At 40.8% G+C, this 16704-nt stretch carries 17 protein-coding genes; 3 read left to right on the top strand and 14 right to left on the bottom strand.

The window, feature by feature from the left end:
* Positions 1 to 14: 14 nt before the first annotated feature.
* From QF028_RS28080 to ychF, 5 genes are all read right to left on the bottom strand, one after another.
* Positions 15 to 959: a YybS family protein gene (locus tag QF028_RS28080; RefSeq protein WP_429470660.1), complete on the bottom strand. Its 945-nt coding sequence runs from the start codon at positions 957 to 959 to the stop codon at positions 15 to 17.
* A 124-nt stretch (positions 960 to 1083) separates the two neighbouring features.
* Complete coding sequence (gene rpsR / locus QF028_RS28075) at positions 1084 to 1323, bottom strand: 30S ribosomal protein S18 (protein WP_088084868.1); 240 nt, start codon at positions 1321 to 1323, stop codon at positions 1084 to 1086.
* Positions 1324 to 1372: 49 nt separating this feature from the next.
* The gene (ssb, locus tag QF028_RS28070) at positions 1373 to 1891 is read right to left on the bottom strand and encodes a single-stranded DNA-binding protein (RefSeq protein WP_168241417.1); all 519 of its coding nucleotides are present in this window, start codon (positions 1889 to 1891) and stop codon (positions 1373 to 1375) included.
* Between the two features lie 59 nt (positions 1892 to 1950).
* The gene (gene rpsF, locus QF028_RS28065; protein ID WP_088084870.1) at positions 1951 to 2238 is read right to left on the bottom strand and encodes a 30S ribosomal protein S6; all 288 of its coding nucleotides are present in this window, start codon (positions 2236 to 2238) and stop codon (positions 1951 to 1953) included.
* A 338-nt stretch (positions 2239 to 2576) separates the two neighbouring features.
* On the bottom strand, positions 2577 to 3677 hold the full coding sequence (gene ychF, locus QF028_RS28060) for a redox-regulated ATPase YchF (RefSeq protein ID WP_088084871.1): 1101 nt from the start codon (positions 3675 to 3677) through the stop codon (positions 2577 to 2579).
* A gap of 327 nt (positions 3678 to 4004) precedes the next feature.
* On the opposite strand from ychF, the gene QF028_RS28055 reads away from it, so the two are divergent.
* Together QF028_RS28055 and QF028_RS28050 are read left to right on the top strand one after the other, a co-directional pair.
* Positions 4005 to 5762 carry an SH3 domain-containing protein gene (locus QF028_RS28055; protein ID WP_429470656.1) on the top strand — a complete coding sequence of 586 codons (1758 nt, stop codon included), beginning with the start codon at positions 4005 to 4007 and terminating at the stop codon, positions 5760 to 5762.
* Entirely contained in the window at positions 5707 to 6294 is a 588-nt protein-coding gene (locus QF028_RS28050; protein ID WP_429470654.1) for an N-acetylglucosaminidase, read from the top strand. The genes QF028_RS28055 and QF028_RS28050 overlap by 56 nt, the downstream gene beginning before the upstream one ends.
* A gap of 51 nt (positions 6295 to 6345) precedes the next feature.
* On the opposite strand, the gene QF028_RS28045 is transcribed toward QF028_RS28050, so the two are convergent.
* From QF028_RS28045 to QF028_RS28035, 3 genes are all read right to left on the bottom strand, one after another.
* Positions 6346 to 8352 carry a molybdopterin-dependent oxidoreductase gene (locus QF028_RS28045; RefSeq protein ID WP_429470652.1) on the bottom strand — a complete coding sequence of 669 codons (2007 nt, stop codon included), beginning with the start codon at positions 8350 to 8352 and terminating at the stop codon, positions 6346 to 6348.
* A gap of 83 nt (positions 8353 to 8435) precedes the next feature.
* Positions 8436 to 8633 (bottom strand): DUF951 domain-containing protein, encoded by a 198-nt coding sequence (locus tag QF028_RS28040; RefSeq protein WP_026568062.1) that lies wholly within the window; start codon positions 8631 to 8633, stop codon positions 8436 to 8438.
* Between the two features lie 14 nt (positions 8634 to 8647).
* Positions 8648 to 9514, bottom strand: coding sequence for a mechanosensitive ion channel family protein (locus QF028_RS28035; protein ID WP_429470650.1), 867 nt, complete (start codon positions 9512 to 9514; stop codon positions 8648 to 8650).
* Positions 9515 to 9674: 160 nt separating this feature from the next.
* Here QF028_RS28035 and yyaC point away from each other — a divergent pair, with 160 nt between their 5' ends.
* A complete protein-coding gene (yyaC, locus tag QF028_RS28030; RefSeq protein ID WP_410886900.1) occupies positions 9675 to 10295 on the top strand; it encodes a spore protease YyaC in 621 nt (206 codons plus the stop codon).
* A gap of 45 nt (positions 10296 to 10340) precedes the next feature.
* Here the strand turns inward: yyaC and QF028_RS28025 are convergent, their stop codons facing one another.
* The 6 genes from QF028_RS28025 to mnmG form a co-directional block, all read right to left on the bottom strand.
* Positions 10341 to 11057, bottom strand: a complete 717-nt coding sequence (locus QF028_RS28025; RefSeq protein WP_429470647.1) for a DUF554 domain-containing protein — start codon at positions 11055 to 11057, stop codon at positions 10341 to 10343.
* Positions 11058 to 11144: 87 nt separating this feature from the next.
* Positions 11145 to 11993: a ParB/RepB/Spo0J family partition protein gene (locus QF028_RS28020; RefSeq protein ID WP_214997457.1), complete on the bottom strand. Its 849-nt coding sequence runs from the start codon at positions 11991 to 11993 to the stop codon at positions 11145 to 11147.
* Positions 11986 to 12747, bottom strand: coding sequence for a ParA family protein (locus QF028_RS28015; protein WP_214997456.1), 762 nt, complete (start codon positions 12745 to 12747; stop codon positions 11986 to 11988). The genes QF028_RS28020 and QF028_RS28015 overlap by 8 nt, the downstream gene beginning before the upstream one ends.
* Before the next feature lie 306 nt (positions 12748 to 13053).
* Positions 13054 to 13917, bottom strand: a complete 864-nt coding sequence (noc, locus tag QF028_RS28010) for a nucleoid occlusion protein (RefSeq protein ID WP_429470645.1) — start codon at positions 13915 to 13917, stop codon at positions 13054 to 13056.
* A 148-nt stretch (positions 13918 to 14065) separates the two neighbouring features.
* A complete protein-coding gene (gene rsmG, locus QF028_RS28005; RefSeq protein ID WP_410886893.1) occupies positions 14066 to 14782 on the bottom strand; it encodes a 16S rRNA (guanine(527)-N(7))-methyltransferase RsmG in 717 nt (238 codons plus the stop codon).
* Positions 14783 to 14803: 21 nt separating this feature from the next.
* On the bottom strand, positions 14804 to 16693 hold the full coding sequence (gene mnmG / locus QF028_RS28000) for a tRNA uridine-5-carboxymethylaminomethyl(34) synthesis enzyme MnmG (protein WP_429470642.1): 1890 nt from the start codon (positions 16691 to 16693) through the stop codon (positions 14804 to 14806).
* Positions 16694 to 16704: the final 11 nt, after the last annotated feature.

Genomic DNA, 16704 nt, shown 5'->3' with positions numbered 1-16704 from the left:
CCTAGTCGTGAATCTTACTCTTTCATTTCAAATCGCTTTCGAAAATCAAAGCCTAAATCAGTAATGCCTAATAACATTATTATATAACGGACTATCGGAATCATGAAAGTAAGAATTACAACTAACACAGCAAGTCCCTTTGCAACTGACTTTTGGTGGAAAATAAAAAATAAAAGAGCCAGACCCTGAAGCATGATAAATGTCTCTAATATGTACCTGGCGTTAATTAAAACAGAATATAAGTAAGTTCCCTCATGCGGATGAAAGAGCAGCATTATCCCCAAGGCAATTAAATAATACCATAAAAGGCTTTTAGGCAGGACAAGATTGCGAAAACTGCCCCATGGCTGTACGTTCACCCCAAACCTCTTTGCAATTGGAAAGCAAATCCATTGAGTAATAAAAGAGGAAAGGATGGAAGCGAAAATCAGTGCACCTGGTGCAAGCGTTACGATTTGCTTAAGCATTAAGGCATTTTGCTTTTTTAAGAGTTCAACTTGGTCTTCTCTTCCCATTGCTTTAAGCATTGCCTCAGAGCTTTTAACTGATTCATTTAACGCTGCAGTAAGTTCATGGATAATATCGATTTTCATAAAAGCAACCATGACGACATATGAAATCACAAGGCCAGCCATAAATGTAAGGGAACTAGCAATTAATATGAACGTCCGGCTCTTGCCCTTTTGGAGCAGATAGCCAATAACAGCACCTACCGAACCATAAATCAACATTAAGCCAACTCCCATTAAAGAGCCTGCAATAAATGCAATAAATATGGCTGCTACTAAAAAGGCGGCAATCAGTTTCAGATTATTTTTAACAGAAAACATGATAAATGGCAGCGGCAGTACCAGGTTTAGGATTGATCCAACGACAGGCACATAAATCGTTATTAATAATAGCGCAGCAAAGGCCGCCAAAAGAACAGCACCCTCTGTAAGCTTGCGTACATCTTTCACTACTTCACCCCTAATTTTACAAAGCTATTCTTTAATTTTAGCGATATAAGGTGTTCTATTCAACTCTAGAGTATAACAAAAAGGCAGCAGGGATAACCCTAACTGCCTTTTTACTTATCTATTTTTATTCACCTGCAACAAATGGAAGTAATGCCATTTGACGTGAACGTTTGATTGCAACTGTTAATTTACGTTGGTATTTAGCGCTAGTACCAGTTACACGACGTGGTAAAATCTTTCCACGCTCAGAGATAAATTTCTTAAGTAAATCCACATCTTTATAATCGATGCGAGAGATACCGTTTGCTGTGAAATAACATACTTTACGGCGTTTTGCGCGACCGCCTTTACGTCCTCCTGCCATGAAAATTCCCTCCTTTATCAATTTTAGTTTATCGTTCATTTAAGGTTGTTTAGAATGGAAGGTCGTCATCGGAAATATCAATTTGACCATTACCTGCAAACGGATCCTCGTCCATTCTTTGGAAACCTTTATTCGTGTTTTGGTTTTGACGTTGTTGATTCTGATTGCCGCCGCCATAAGGATTCCCTTGAGGTTCCCTTGGTGGAGCACCGAATTGATTGTTGTCGTTTCTACCATTGCCGCCTGAAGAACCCCTAGGTTCAAGAAATTGAACATTATCTGCTACAATCTCAGTAAAATACTGACGTTTTCCATCCTGCTCGTAAGTACGAACTTGAATTCGACCATCAACACCTGCCAAGCTGCCCTTTTTCAAGAAGTTGGCAACATTTTCAGCAGCCTTACGCCAAACTACACAGTTAAGAAAGTCTGCTTCACGTTCCCCTTGGGGATTTGAAAATTGACGATTTACTGCAAGAGTAAATGTAGCAACCGCAATGCCATTTGGTGTATATTTCAGTTCAGGGTCTTTGGTTAAACGGCCAACAAGAACAACACGATTTATCATCAGAATCAACTCCTTTTTTTTCAGAAAATGTTTCACATGAAACATTTTCAAATCTATTATTAAGCTTCTTCTCTAATTACTAGATGGCGAATGATATCTTCGCTGATTTTTGCAAGACGAGAAAATTCTTGTACTGCAGCAGCTGAAGATGTTGTTTTAGTGATTTCGTAGTATCCGTCGCGGAAATCGTTGATTTCATATGCTAAACGACGCTTACCCCAATCCTTTGTTTCAGCAGTTTCCGCACCGTTATCAAGAAGAATTGTATTAAAACGCTCTACAAGAGCCTTTTTAGCTTCATCTTCAATATTTGGGCGGATGATGTACATGATTTCGTACTTATTCATCACAGTCACCTCCTTTTGGTCTAAACGGCCCATTTGGGCAAGGAGCAATTATTCATTACTCACAAGTTAAAATTATAGCATAGTTATTTAACAAAAGCAATCTCATTCACAGGATTGAGATAATTTCCAATTGTTTCAGTTTAAATTGCCTGTTGATTTCCACTCCAGGCGCTTCGCTTTCCGCGGGCGGTCCGGGGAGCCTCCTCGGCGCTTAAGCGCCTGCGGGGTCTCCCCTGTCCCGTCCTCCCGCAGGAGTCTCGCGCCTTCCGCTCCAATCAACAACAATGAGGTTTAACACAATTAAAAAAAGCTCTACAAATTCTGCAGAGCTTGAAATATTATACGTTGAAACGGAAATGGATGACGTCGCCGTCTTTTACTTCATATTCTTTACCTTCTAAACGGACCTTGCCCGCTTCTTTTGCTGCGGTATGACTGCCAGCGGCTAATAAATCTTCATAAGAAACGGTTTCGGCGCGAATAAAGCCGCGTTCAAAATCAGAGTGAATAACTCCTGCACATTGCGGTGCCTTCATTCCTTTTCTGAAGGTCCAGGCCCGAACTTCTTGAACACCTGCTGTGAAATAGGTCGCTAAGCCAAGCAAGTGATAGGCCGCACGGATTAATTGGTCAAGGCCGGATTCTTCAATGCCTAACTCCGATAGGAACATTTGCTTTTCTTCACCTTCGAGTTCAGCAATTTCCTCTTCAATCTTTGCACAAATCACGATCACTTCTGCATTATCTGCAGCAGCAAATTCGCGGACCTTTTGAACATATTCATTGTCAGAAGGATCGGCAATATCATCTTCACTCACGTTGGCTACATAAAGAACAGGCTTGATTGTTAACAGATGCAGTCCTTTAACAAGTTTCATTTGTTCTTCCGTAAAATCAACGGTACGAGCTGGTTTCTCTGCTTCAAACGCATCACGAAGCATGGAGAGGACTTCGAATTCAGCCGCTGCTTCCTTATCTTTTTGCTTAGCCAATTTTTCAACACGGTTAATCCGCTTTTCAACCGATTCCATGTCAGCAAGAATTAACTCCAAGTTAATGACTTCAATATCATCGATTGGATCGACTTTACCAGATACATGGGTAATGTTATCGTCTGCAAAACAGCGGACTACTTGGCAAATCGCATCCACTTGGCGAATATGTGAGAGGAACTTATTTCCGAGTCCTTCACCTTTACTTGCACCTTTAACAATCCCGGCAATATCGGTAAATTCAAAAGCGGTGGGAACCGTCTTTTTTGGTTGAACAAGTTCAGTTAATTTTTGCAGACGGGCGTCAGGTACTTCAACGATTCCGACGTTCGGGTCAATCGTACAGAAAGGGTAATTGGCCGATTCTGCCCCTGCCTGGGTAATTGCGTTAAATAAAGTAGACTTACCAACGTTCGGCAAACCTACGATACCAGCTGTTAATGCCATTTATTTCACTCCTCAAAAAAATAAGATCTATTTTAAATAAAATTAGTTCTGATAATAAAAAGACAAGTCTTTCACAATTATAGGCATTTCAATGTAAAAAGACAAGAATGATTAATGGTAACAACAATTAAAGAAAGCAGGTACGAAGATTTGGTTTTATGCCAATAAATGCTAAATAAAGATAAAAGGAGATCGAAATTTCAAACTAATTCCACCTCTTTCTACAAATTTTCCTATATTATTTAGTAAATATGGTAAAATTTAACACAAACTTTACTTGGTAGTTTTACTAGAATAATAGATTAATAGATATATGGAGAAGGAGTAATGAAAAAAACAAACACACAACAAGTACCTAAAAAGTCAGATGGACCCTGGATTTCAGGAAGTATTGTAAAAAAAGCCTTACTTCCGAGTTTTTGTTTTGCAGTGCTGTCTACCGTTGCTTTTGAGGAAACAATTTTTGCAGAAAAAACAAGTTCTACACAAATCAGTAGTAATAGTGTTCAGACTACCAAGTATGTAAATGTAACCAGCGGCACATTAAATTTGCGGAAAAGTACTTCGATGAGTTCAGCTATCGTCACAACTCTATCAAAAGGGATGACTGTAACCGTCTATTCTGAAACAAAGGGATGGGCCAAGGTAAGCGTGAACGGTAAAAATGGCTATGTCAGCTCGGGCTTTCTTTCATCCAAAAGTCCGACCAATATCCCCTCATCATCGACGACAACCGCCAAAACTAAATACGTAAATGTAAAAAGTGGCACGTTAAATATGCGGAATGGTACTTCAACAAGTGCATCGATTATTGTAAAACTTGCAAAAGGGACGGCGGTAATGGTTTATTCTGAAGCGAGTGGCTGGGCGAAAATTAAGGTTTATGGAAAAACGGGCTATGTAAGTTCTGCTTTTCTATCTGGTACGAGCCCAAGCAAAAATTCTAATACGAGTACATCAGCCTCTACCCCTGTGAAAACCACAAAAAAGGTTGTAAATTTTGGTGCTAGCTCTACCTTGAACCTAAGGAAAGGTCCATCAACCAGTTCAACAGTTCTTGAAAAATTAAAAAATGGAACTGAAGTAGCGGTCTATTCCGAGTCAAAGGGCTGGGCTAAAGTAAAATTCAATGGGAAAGAGGGGTATGTAAGTTCTGGATATCTTTCTACTACGAAAGTAAGTTCTACTCCTGTGAACGAAATACCGGATAAACAAACGACCATAAACAAATATGTAAATATCAACCTAGGCTCCACTCTAAATATGCGCAAAAGTGCCTCATTGAATGCATCCATTTTGATTAAATTAGCTCGTGGGGTGAAAGTCATCGTTCATTCTGAAGCAAAGGGCTGGGCTAAAATAGAAGCATATGGGCAAACGGGATATGTCCAAGCTCACTATTTATCTGAAAAAACTCCCCCTGTTGGATCGGATGCTGCGAACAATAATCATTCGGAACCGAGTAAAGAAACTACGAAGACAAAATATGTTGATGTTATTTATGGTTCCAGCTTAAATATGCGTTCTAGTGCTGCTGGGAGCGCCTCTATCGTAACAAAGTTATCAAGAGGAACCCTTGTCACCATTCTTTCCGAAGGAAATGGTTGGGCTAAAGTAGCGGCCAATGGGAAAACGGGATATGTCAGCACGCAATACTTATCACTAACTCCGCCCTTTAATCCCAATACCACTAGTGGAACCATTGATAAGGTTATTGAAAGCTATGACATTCCCTTATCTGATTTGGTACAAAAGCAGATGGCAGTTAAACCACAAACAGACAAGTCATATGATACGTACATCAGAGCTGATGGCTTAACATTAACTAGTGAAACAAGCGGGACAGTCAATGGATCGGGTTGGAATGTAAGAGGTGGTGCTGGTCCTGCCTATTGGGTAGTCGGCCAAGTGAAGAAGCAGGATACTCTACAAATTCTTGGTAAACTAAAGGGGACAGATGGGTATGATTGGTACCAAGTAAAATTTAATAAAACCTGGGTTAATGCGAGTCCGGAAGATGTTACCTATTATGTGGATCCTAATAATTTTCAAAAGAATACGGATCGATTCCCTGCAATTTCTTAAACTGTCAGTGACAGCCAATATAAGTGGTAAAGAGGTTAATGAAAGAATTCTGTCTGGAAAAGGTAGTTTGCAAGGATTAGCATCCACCTTTATTAAGGCTGGAAATACATATGGAATAAATGAACTTTACTTAATATCCCATGCTTTATTAGAAACAAATAAAGGTAAATCACAACTGGCTCAAGGCGTCCAAATTAATGGAAAAACTGTTTATAATATGTTCGGAATTGGTGCTTATGATCAAACTGCGGTCACCAGTGGGGCCCAATTTGCTTATAATGCTGGTTGGTTTACTCCTGAGAAGGCTATTCTCGGCGGTGCTCAATTTATTTCCAACGGATATATTAACGCAGGGCAGGATACACTCTATAAAATGAGATGGAATCCAGGTTCAACAGTAACAAGCGGTCGTGCAACACATCATTATGCGTCAGATATCGGCTGGGCTGCCAAGCAAGTCCACCAAATATACAATTTATATAATTTAATAGATTCTTATAAACTAGTACTAGAGATCCCGAAATATAAATAAGTCTAGTTATGAGAAAGGGGGCCGCTCTGCAGCCCCCTTTTCTCATATAAATTAATGGACCTTTTCAATATTCACGAGACAATCATATAAGGTGCTCCCAAGACCATTATCAGATGCACCGCTCGAGGTCAGGTGATTAACAGACCCACCAAACTGCATCCAAATTCCTTCATCGATATTAATGGTGTTCGGATGGGCAGCCGCTGCTATCGAAATATAGCCCTTTACTTCCCCGCGGTCATTCCAGACCCTTACAAAATCATCCTTTTGCAAACCGAGAACATCAGCAATATTTTGGGCAACCTCTACCTTCACTTTTGGTGTCACTGGGTAAAGGTGATAGTTCTGCGAGTGATTGGAGCGCATCGGATGAATGGTCAGCAGACTGTATGGATATTTTTCAGCAAGCTTCGGATTTTCCCATTTAGACTCTGCGGGTACAGCTAAGGTTAACCGTCCATCGCTGCCGTTACGTTGACCTAACTGTGCCGTGAATTCAAACTTTCCGGATGGTGTTTTAAACTTTCGGTCCTGCCATGGGATGGCGAGTACCGGCAATTCTAATGTATGCTTATCCATTAAAGTTTCTAGAGATGCACCCTTTTCTTCTAATGCTTGAAAAGCCATTCTTAGGAATTGCTGTCTTGTAAAATCAAATTCCTCACCAAAGCCAAGTCTTTTCGCTAATTCAGTCCAGATCCATAAATCCGGTTTGGCTTCACCCGGTGCTTCTACAATCTTAGGGCCATAATTCACATAATGATGATACATCGAAGAATAATAAATATCCTCTTCCTCAAAGGCAGTTGTAGTCGGTAACACATAATCGGCAAGCTGTGCGGTGTCCGTCATAAATTGCTCAATCACTACCAGCGTCGCTACGGAAGAGAAGGCTTTTTCAACCACTTGGGTGTCAGGCACCTGGGTCAAGGGATTCCCACACGTCACTACAATCATCTGAATTTCTGGGTCTATTGCCTTTAACACTTCTTCTGCCTGCTTCATAATTGAAAATTGGCGCAGCTTTTGTTTGCGAGTTGGCAGGGTCAACTCTTCAAACACGAAGCTCTGCCCAACTTGAAGGTTGGCATAATTGGCGCCGCCGCCCGCAATGCCAATATTCCCGCTGCATGCAACAAGGGCATCAATGAAGCGAATCGTATTGCCGCCATTTTTATAGCGTTGTAAGCCAAGCCCCATAAAGGTAGAAGTTGGTTTGTCCGCATAAACATGAGCTAATTTAGTGATCACTTCACGAGGGACTTCCGTCATTTCACTAATTTTTTCGATCGAGATGCTGTTAAGGAGCTGTTCAACCTCATCAAAGCCAGCGGTAAATTGCTCAATAAAGCTGCGGTCTTCTACTCCTAAACGGAGCATTTCCTTGATAATTCCCGCCGCTAATAGTCCGTCCATCCCAGGTTTAATCGATATATAGTCATCGGCAATTTTCGCCGTTGCATTAAAGATAGGGTCAATAACCACTAGTTTCGCGCCACGTTTTTTCGCTTCTAAAAGCTTTTCGTAAAAGTGCATATTTGTCCGGGCGACATTTCGTCCCCAGACAATAATATTTTTGCTGTTGTAAAGATCATCTGGTTTGTGGCTGTAAGCATCGCCAAAATCCCACTTTTGTGCTTCTATTCCTGCTCCCCAGCAGAGCGAGCCGTAAAGCTCGGTCACACCGCCATAGCAATTAAAGAAACGCTGGTCGAGGTTTTTCAATAAGCCATTATTCGCGTAGTCATGGCTGTGTAAAACAGCGGTAGAACCGTACTGTTCTTTTATTTGTTTTAATTTATCAGCAATCTCATTGAGTGCCTGTTCCCAGGAAATTTGCACAAATTGACCGTTTATCTTTTTTAATGGATGCAACAACCGTTGCGAGGAGTTTGTCCTTGTTTCGAGCATCCGTCCCCGACCGCAAATTTTCCCTTGTGTGATTGGATGGGAGGGATCTCCTTCTACTTTAGTGACCCGGTCATTTTCGACTGTTACATTAAAACCGCAGCTATCCCAGCAATTTAACGGACATGCTGCCTGATGTATTTGTGCCAATTTCCTCACCCCCTATGTGCAAAATTCTATTTCTACTTTTCTAATAAGAATAATATAATTTGGCAAAAAAAAGAAGCATAAGACTACTCCTCATGCTTCACCAAAATTTTCTTCATTTTCCTTGAAAATTCTCTCCTTGGTATGAGGACACTGTGACCACAGCCCTCACATTTGATCCGAACGTCCATCCCCATGCGGATCACCTTCCAACGATTTGTTCCACAGGGATGCTGTTTCTTCATCTCGACAACATCATTTAAGGCAAATTCTTTTTCTTCCATTGCAAAATCTCCCCTTATTTAGGTTGTTCAGACCCATACATGACCACTCTTGGATTTGGAGCTTTAATGCCATTCTCGTCTAATTGAAGCTTGATATCCCTGCGAATATTTCGAGAAACGGCCGCTTGCTTCATTGGCTGTGTTTCTGCGACAACCCGTAATACAACCTCGGTTGCACCCATTGTTTGAATTCCTAATAGCTCAGGGGCTTTAACTAACTCTTCATATTGGGCAGGCATAAACTGAATGGTATCCTCAATTACCTTTTCCGCCTTCGCTATGTCCTCACCATAGGCGATGGCAATATCAACAACGGCGATACTATTATTTATAGAGAAATTGGTTACTTCGATGATACTGCCATTTGGTAAAATATGCAGTTCCCCGGTCCAGCTTTTAATTTTTGTGGTTCTTAGTCCTATAGTTTCGACATTACCTTCATATTGTCCTATGCGAACATGATCACCGACTGAAAATTGATCCTCAAAAATAATAAAAAAGCCAGAAATAATATCCTTCACTAAACTTTGTGCACCAAAACCGACGGCTAAACCAACAACCCCAGCCCCAGCAATCAGTGCTTTTACATCAATTCCTAACACAGAAAGGATCATCATAAAGGCGATAAAATAAACCACATAAGAAAGGACATTATCCAGGAGCCTTGAGAGCGTTTCTTCACGCCGATCTGATGTATTAAGCGGAGAGAGGTTTCTAATTTTAAAAATGTTATGGATCATCAATTTTCCAATTCGAATCAAGATATTGGTAATGATTAAAATCGCAAGGATTTTTAGAAGGGCTTCCCCCATATTTAACCATGTATCTTCATTTTGAAATTTATCGATTAATTTTTGCATTCCCTTTTGTGTGAGACTCATTCAGACACCATCCTCTAATAACTTCATATTCCACATCTATTTTAGCAATTATTCTGCGCAGTTAATAGCATAATGAATTTTCCTTTTTCTCCCCAGTCCATGTATAGATTTACTGAAAATTCCGTATACTAATAAGACTTAAGGGTGAGGGAGTGACTTAATGAATCTGAAGACCAGTTTTTTTGACAGGAGGGCTAAGATGCGAATCAGCCACGATGATTTGCATGCGGCTGAAAATCTAGCTGAAGAGTTACTTGCTATGATTCCCAGTCTGACAAACCGCTCAATTGTCTTTGTATGTATTGGTACCGACCGCTCCACAGGGGATTCATTAGGACCACTTGTTGGGACACTGCTGGAAGAAAAGGGCATGAGGTCGTTTTATGTGTACGGAACATTAGATGAACCGATTCATGCTGTCAATCTTTCTGAAAAGCTAAAGGAAATCCATGCAAAACATGATGACCCCTATATTATTGGGATTGATGCTTGTTTGGGCAGGACTAAAAATGTCGGAGTCATTCAATTAGGAAATGGTCCTGTCAAACCAGGAGCCGGAGTAAACAAAGAACTTCCAGAGGTCGGAGATATACATATCACCGGCATCGTCAATGTCAGCGGGTTTATGGAGTTTTTTGTTTTACAAAACACCCGCTTAAATCTTGTCATGAGAATGGCAAAAACGATTGCCAATGGGATCCATCAAGCAAGCCTGTTATACCCTAAACAAACCTGGACGGAATTAAACTTAAATTGGCTCGAAGAAGAGAAAACAAATTAAAAGAGCAAACGGTGTTATATCCGATTGCTCTTTTATTTCCATTGATTATAAATAGTGATGATAATTATAAAGAATGGTTACGATCAGTCCCGTTACGACAATGCCAGGCAGCAGATTGGCTACTTTAATTTTCACCATTCCGGTTAAATTTAGGCCAATCGCCAAAATCATGATCCCACCCGTGGACGTCATTTCAACAATAAACTGATCCATTAATGCTTGGGGAACAAACCGGTCAATCTGGGTAGCAAACAGGGCGATCAACCCTTCATAAAGGACAACCGGAATCGCAGAAAAAATAACGCCTATCCCTAAAGTTGTCGTTAAGATTAACGCAGTAAATCCATCGATCAATGATTTGGTGTACAAAACAGCATGATCACCGCGGATGCCGCTATCAAGTGCACCAATAATCGCCATCGCCCCAATCACGAAGATGAGTGTAGCAGTGACAAACCCTTCTGAGATACTCCCTTTTCCATTGTTAGAGCCGACTTTCTGCTCAAGCCATATACCTAAGTCATTTAATTTATCCTCTAATTTGAGAGCCTCGCCGGCTACAGCTCCAACCACCAAACTAATAATAACAATGAGAAAGTTTTCACTCTTCAAGCCCATTTGCAGCCCTAAAACCATGACGGACAACCCGATGGCATACATGACTGTAACCTTCATTCCTTCTGGGATGCGATTTAACAACTTCCCAAGAAGCGTTCCAATGACTATTAACAGCCCATTTACAAGTGTTCCTAATAAAAACATCCTATTTCACCTTTTTCTTCGACCTTCGAAATATATACCTAATAAACTATCATATTTACCCAAAAAAATAAACCATCGAAAGGATGGTTATAAGGATTCATTTTGATCAAGCATTTCCAGAATTCGTTCAAGATCATCTTGTGAGAAAAATTCAATTTCAATTTTTCCTTTATTTTTATTCTGCTTAATGTTTACAGTGGTTCCAAACCGTTCACGAAGGGTGTGTTCACGTTCCTGGATAAACACATCCTTCTTCTGTTCTGGCTTTTTTGTTTCACGTGAAACATTTTCATTTAAGTGCTGAATCAGTTTTTCTAACTGACGGACACTGAGCGCTTCCTTGATGATCTTTTCCACCAATGCAGGAACTTTTGCCTTTTCCCTGAGTCCTAACAAGGCACGGCCATGTCCCATTGATATCTTAGCAGTGGATATTAACTCTTGAATGTTCGGAGGGAGGGAAAGCAGACGAACATGGTTCGCTACATGCGGCCGGCTTTTGCCTAATCGCTTCGCTACCTCTTCTTGGGTTAGCTTTAACTTTTCCATTAATGTTTGATACGCTAAACCCTCTTCGATGGGATTTAAATCTTCTCGCTGCAGATTTTCAAGAACGGCCAATTCCATCATTTGCTGCTCTGAAAGGTCGCGGACAACAGCTGGGACTGTTTCAAGCTTTGCTTCCCTTGCAGCCCGAAAACGCCGTTCACCGACAACAATTTCATACCCTCTAAGGCTTTTTCTAACGACGATTGGCTGTAAGATTCCATGTTCTAAAATAGAATCTTTTAATTCATCAATTGCCTCTTGTTGGAAGTTTTTCCGCGGCTGGTAAGGGTTGGGACGCAGTTCCTTAAGCTTGATTTCTTGAACTGTTTCTTCCTTGCCAACATCCGTAAAAATTGCGTTTAATCCCTTTCCTAAACCTTTAGCCATTTGAGACCACTTCCTTCGCTAAATCTAAATACACCTCAGCACCACGGGATTTCGAATCATAAGTAATGATTGGTTCCCCATGGCTTGGTGCTTCACTTAGGCGGACATTTCTTGGAATAATGGTTTTATACACTTTATCTTGAAAATACTTTTTTACTTCTTCAATTACTTGAAGGCCGAGATTGGTTCGAGCATCAAGCATCGTTAATAATACGCCTTCAATTTTCAAATCCTGGTTCAAATGCTTTTGAACAAGTCTGACTGTACTTAATAATTGGCTTAAGCCTTCTAACGCATAGTACTCACATTGAACAGGAATTAAGACAGCATCAGAGGCCGTTAACGCATTGATCGTCAATAAGCCTAACGATGGCGGACAGTCGATAATAATATAATCAAATTGTTCTTTGACTTCTCCAAGTGCACGTTTCAGACGAACTTCTCTTGAAATAGTCGGAACCAATTCAATTTCTGCCCCAGCCAGCTGAATTGTTGCTGGTATCACATACAAATTTTCCACCGATGTTTGTTTAATAACATCCTTTGCTTCTACATCATCTACTAAAACATCATATATGCATTGGTCAACTTCTGCCTTTTCAATACCAATCCCGCTTGTTGCGTTTCCCTGCGGGTCCGTGTCGACTAGCAGGACACGTTTCCCAATATATGCTAAGCAGGCCCCTAGGTTGACAGAGGTAGTCGTTTTACCGACTCCGCCTTTTTGATTCGCGATTGCAAGAACTTTGCCCACGATGTCACCTACCCTTTTATTCTCTCAAAGTTTTATTCTATGTTTCTATTAAATTTTATTAAAATACTAGTCATTTGGCTAATCTAAACTGAATTTATGATAGGAAAATTCCATTCCTTTATTTTAGCATGAAACAGAAAGGTTGTTGGATTTTTTCTAAAAATATTCCAAACTTCCAATTCGTTGATGTTCTTAATTTAGCGGTCAAGGGATGTATTTCATCAAACATTATAATAAAAAATTAAGTCAAAAAAAGAACCAAACTTGTGATTTCGTTTGGTTCTAGCATCTATTATTCTATTGATCTTACTTTTTCTTTGGTATGCGAATCGTAAATTGGTAGAATTCATCAAATTCTTCTTCTTCAGCATCGAGGTTAATCCCGCTGTCCGTTACCATTGTTAATGATTGACGAATGGTATTTACGGCGATTCTCATATCTTTACTGAAAGCCTTCCGTTTCGGCTTTGGCTTTTCGCTTTTTTGTTCAAGCAGTTTGACCACACGTTCCTCTGTCTGCTTGACATTAAAATTCTTATCAATAATTTCAGCCAATAGCACCACTTGTTTTTCTGGATCCTTGAGAGGGATCAGTGCACGAGCGTGGCGCTCTGTAATCATTTTATTTAACAATGCCTCTTGAATGGGCTGCGGTAATTTAAGAAGACGAAGCTTGTTAGCAACGGTTGACTGCCCTTTCCCAAGGCGTTGTGCTAATGCTTCTTGGGTTAAATTGTGCAATTCCAGCAATTTACCATACGCCATCGCTTCTTCAATCGGCGACAGCTCTTCCCGTTGTAAATTCTCAATTAAAGCAACAGAGGCCGTTTCAGTATCTGATAAATTTTTTATAATGGCTGGTGCTTCGGTCCAACCGAGCTTTTTCATCGCACGAAAACGGCGTTCCCCAGCAATAATTTCATATTGGTCAATGGAAAACTCTCTAACGACAATCGGTTGAATGATCCCATGAATGTGAATTGTTCGCGCTAATTCTTCAATTTTCTCTTCATCAAAAACCGTACGAGGCTGAAATCGGTTTGCAACAATATGGTCAATTGGAATCTTTTTTATTTCCTCGTTTTTTTCTACAATTAGCTCTTTTTCAAGCGCAACCTCTTGTTCTCCCTTATCGCCGAGGCCAAAAAAGCGTGTAAACGATTGCTTCATCCCCAACACCACCTTTACGAAACTCCCTATTACTTATTCTCTGAATACAGACATTCTTCCTGCCTAGAATAACATGTTTATTGAAAAATTGTTAGCACTCCAAATCCATTTTTATTACAATACACCACGCAAAGGAAGCGTGCTTTTCTTATTCAATCGGTGTCTTTCCCGGTGTCCCGGGCTTGCGCGGGTATTTCTTTGGCGTTTGTTTTTCCTTCTTAATGATTAAAATATTCCGCTCGCTTTCTTCCATTGGCAGTGTAAAGGTGTGCATATCTTCCAACCTTCCGCCAAGAGTGGTAATTGCCTTTTGACCCATCTCTAATTCATCTTTCGCATGGGCAGCCTTCATGGCAATAAAGTGTCCGCCTACTTTAACAAGCGGCAGGCAAAGTTCACTCAACACAGACATTCTTGCCACGGCCCTTGCCGTTACAACTTCAAAATTTTCGCGGAAATTTGGATTTACTCCAAAGGTTTCGGCGCGATCATGAATAAAATGAACATTTTCCAATTTTAATTCCTTCGCGAGATGATTTAAAAACGAAATGCGCTTGTTTAGCGAATCAACAATCGTCACTTCAATATGTGGGAAAACAATTTTTAGCGGAATACTAGGGAACCCCGCCCCCGCCCCCACATCACAAAGATGGAAAGGCTTTGTAAAATCAAAATAGAATGAAGCCGTAATCGAATCATAAAAATGCTTTAGATACACTTCAGCTTTATCGGTAATGGCGGTTAAATTCATTTTTTCATTCCACTCGACCAATGTCTCAAAGTACATTTCAAATTGGCCGAGCTGTTCACTTGAAAGGGAGATCCCTTTTTCCCTTAGGTTTGCTGCAAATTGTTCAATGATCATTCAATAATCTTCCTCACATAATTATTCATTTGAAACTCTAGCTATTTTGCCTTGTTCTAGGTACACAAGCAGGATCGAAACATCCGCTGGATTCACCCCTGAAATCCGGGATGCCTGAGCAATTGATAGCGGTTTGACTAGTTTTAGCTTCTGTCTGGCTTCTGTCGCAAGGCCTGACACCGTGTCATAATCAATATTCTCAGGAATTTTCTTATCTTCCATTTTCTTTAAGCGGTCAACCTGTTGTAGTGACTTGGTAATATAGCCCTCATATTTTAACTGGATTTCAACCTGTTCCTTCACATCTTCATCAAGGCTGACATCACTAGGAAAAATGGTTTCAAGCAGATCATAGTTCATCTCTGGTCTTTTTAATAAATCAGAAGCGCGGATTCCATCCTTTAATTCACTGCCGCCAATGCTTCGAATCAGCTCTTGAACCTCAGCAGTCGGTTTTAAGAACGTTGACTCTAAACGCTGCTTTTCAGCCTCAATTGCGTCTTTCTTTGCTAAAAATCGTGCGTATCGGTCGTCACGAATCAGTCCAATTTGATGGCCTATTTCAGTTAAGCGCAAATCAGCATTATCATGTCGTAACAGTAGGCGATACTCTGCTCTTGACGTTAACAATCGGTAGGGCTCATTTGTCCCTTTAGTGATCAAATCATCAATTAAAACTCCAATATACGCATCGGAACGACTTAAAATTAACTGGTCACGGCCAATCGCTTTTAGTCCTGCATTGATACCAGCCATGATTCCTTGTCCTGCTGCTTCTTCATAGCCGGATGTTCCATTAATTTGACCCGCTGTATACAGTCCTTCAACCACTTTAGTTTCCAGGGTTGGCCATAACTGTGTTGGCACAATCGCATCGTATTCAATCGCATATCCAGCTCTCATCATTTGCACATTTTCAAGTCCTGGAACGGTTTTAAGAATTTCCTGCTGTACATCTTCCGGTAAGCTCGTGGATAGACCCTGTACATAGACTTCCTTTGTGTGTCTTCCTTCAGGCTCAAGGAAAATCTGATGGCGCGGCTTATCATTAAAGCGGACGACCTTATCTTCAATCGATGGACAATACCTTGGTCCTGTTCCTTTAATCATTCCGGAATACATTGGAGAACGATGTAGATTGGCATCAATTAACTGATGGGTGCGTTCATTTGTATAGGTCAACCAGCATGGCAGTTGGTCCGTAATATATTTCGTTGTTTCATAGGAAAAGGATCGTGGAACTTCGTCGCCAGGCTGGATTTCTGTTTTACTATAATCAATCGTATTGCTATTAACACGCGGCGGGGTTCCAGTCTTAAAACGAACAAGGTCGAAACCAAGCTCCTCTAAATGTTCAGAAAGCTTAATCGATGGCTGCTGATTATTTGGACCACTTGAATATTTCAACTCACCAAGGATAATTTCCCCACGCAAATAGGTTCCCGTTGTAATGACGACCGTTTTTGAGCGGTAGACCGCCCCTGTCTTTGTGATAACCCCTTTAGAAACTCCTTCCTCAACAATCAGTTCCTCGACCATACCCTGCAGTAAGGTTAGATTAGGTTCTTCTTCTAGTGTTTTTTTCATTTCATGCTGGTAAGCAAATTTATCAGCCTGCGCTCTTAACGCGCGGACAGCTGGACCTTTTCCCGTGTTCAGCATTCTCATTTGGATATAGGTTTTATCAATATTTCGACCCATTTCCCCGCCCAGAGCATCTATTTCACGAACGACGATCCCCTTAGCTGGTCCGCCAACGGATGGGTTACATGGCATAAAGGCAACCATATCAAGATTGATGGTAATCATTAATGTTTTTGCGCCAAGTCTCGCAGCCGCAAGGCCCGCTTCACAGCCGGCATGGCCTGCTCCAACGACAATGACGTCATAATTTCCTGCTTCGTATTGCATGTTGTCACTCC

It is taken from the genome of Neobacillus sp. B4I6 (assembly GCF_050434045.1).
GTDB lineage: Bacteria > Bacillota > Bacilli > Bacillales > Cytobacillaceae > Neobacillus.
The sequence above is the reverse complement of the archived record's forward strand: the minus strand, read 5'-3'. Positions and strand labels throughout refer to the sequence as shown.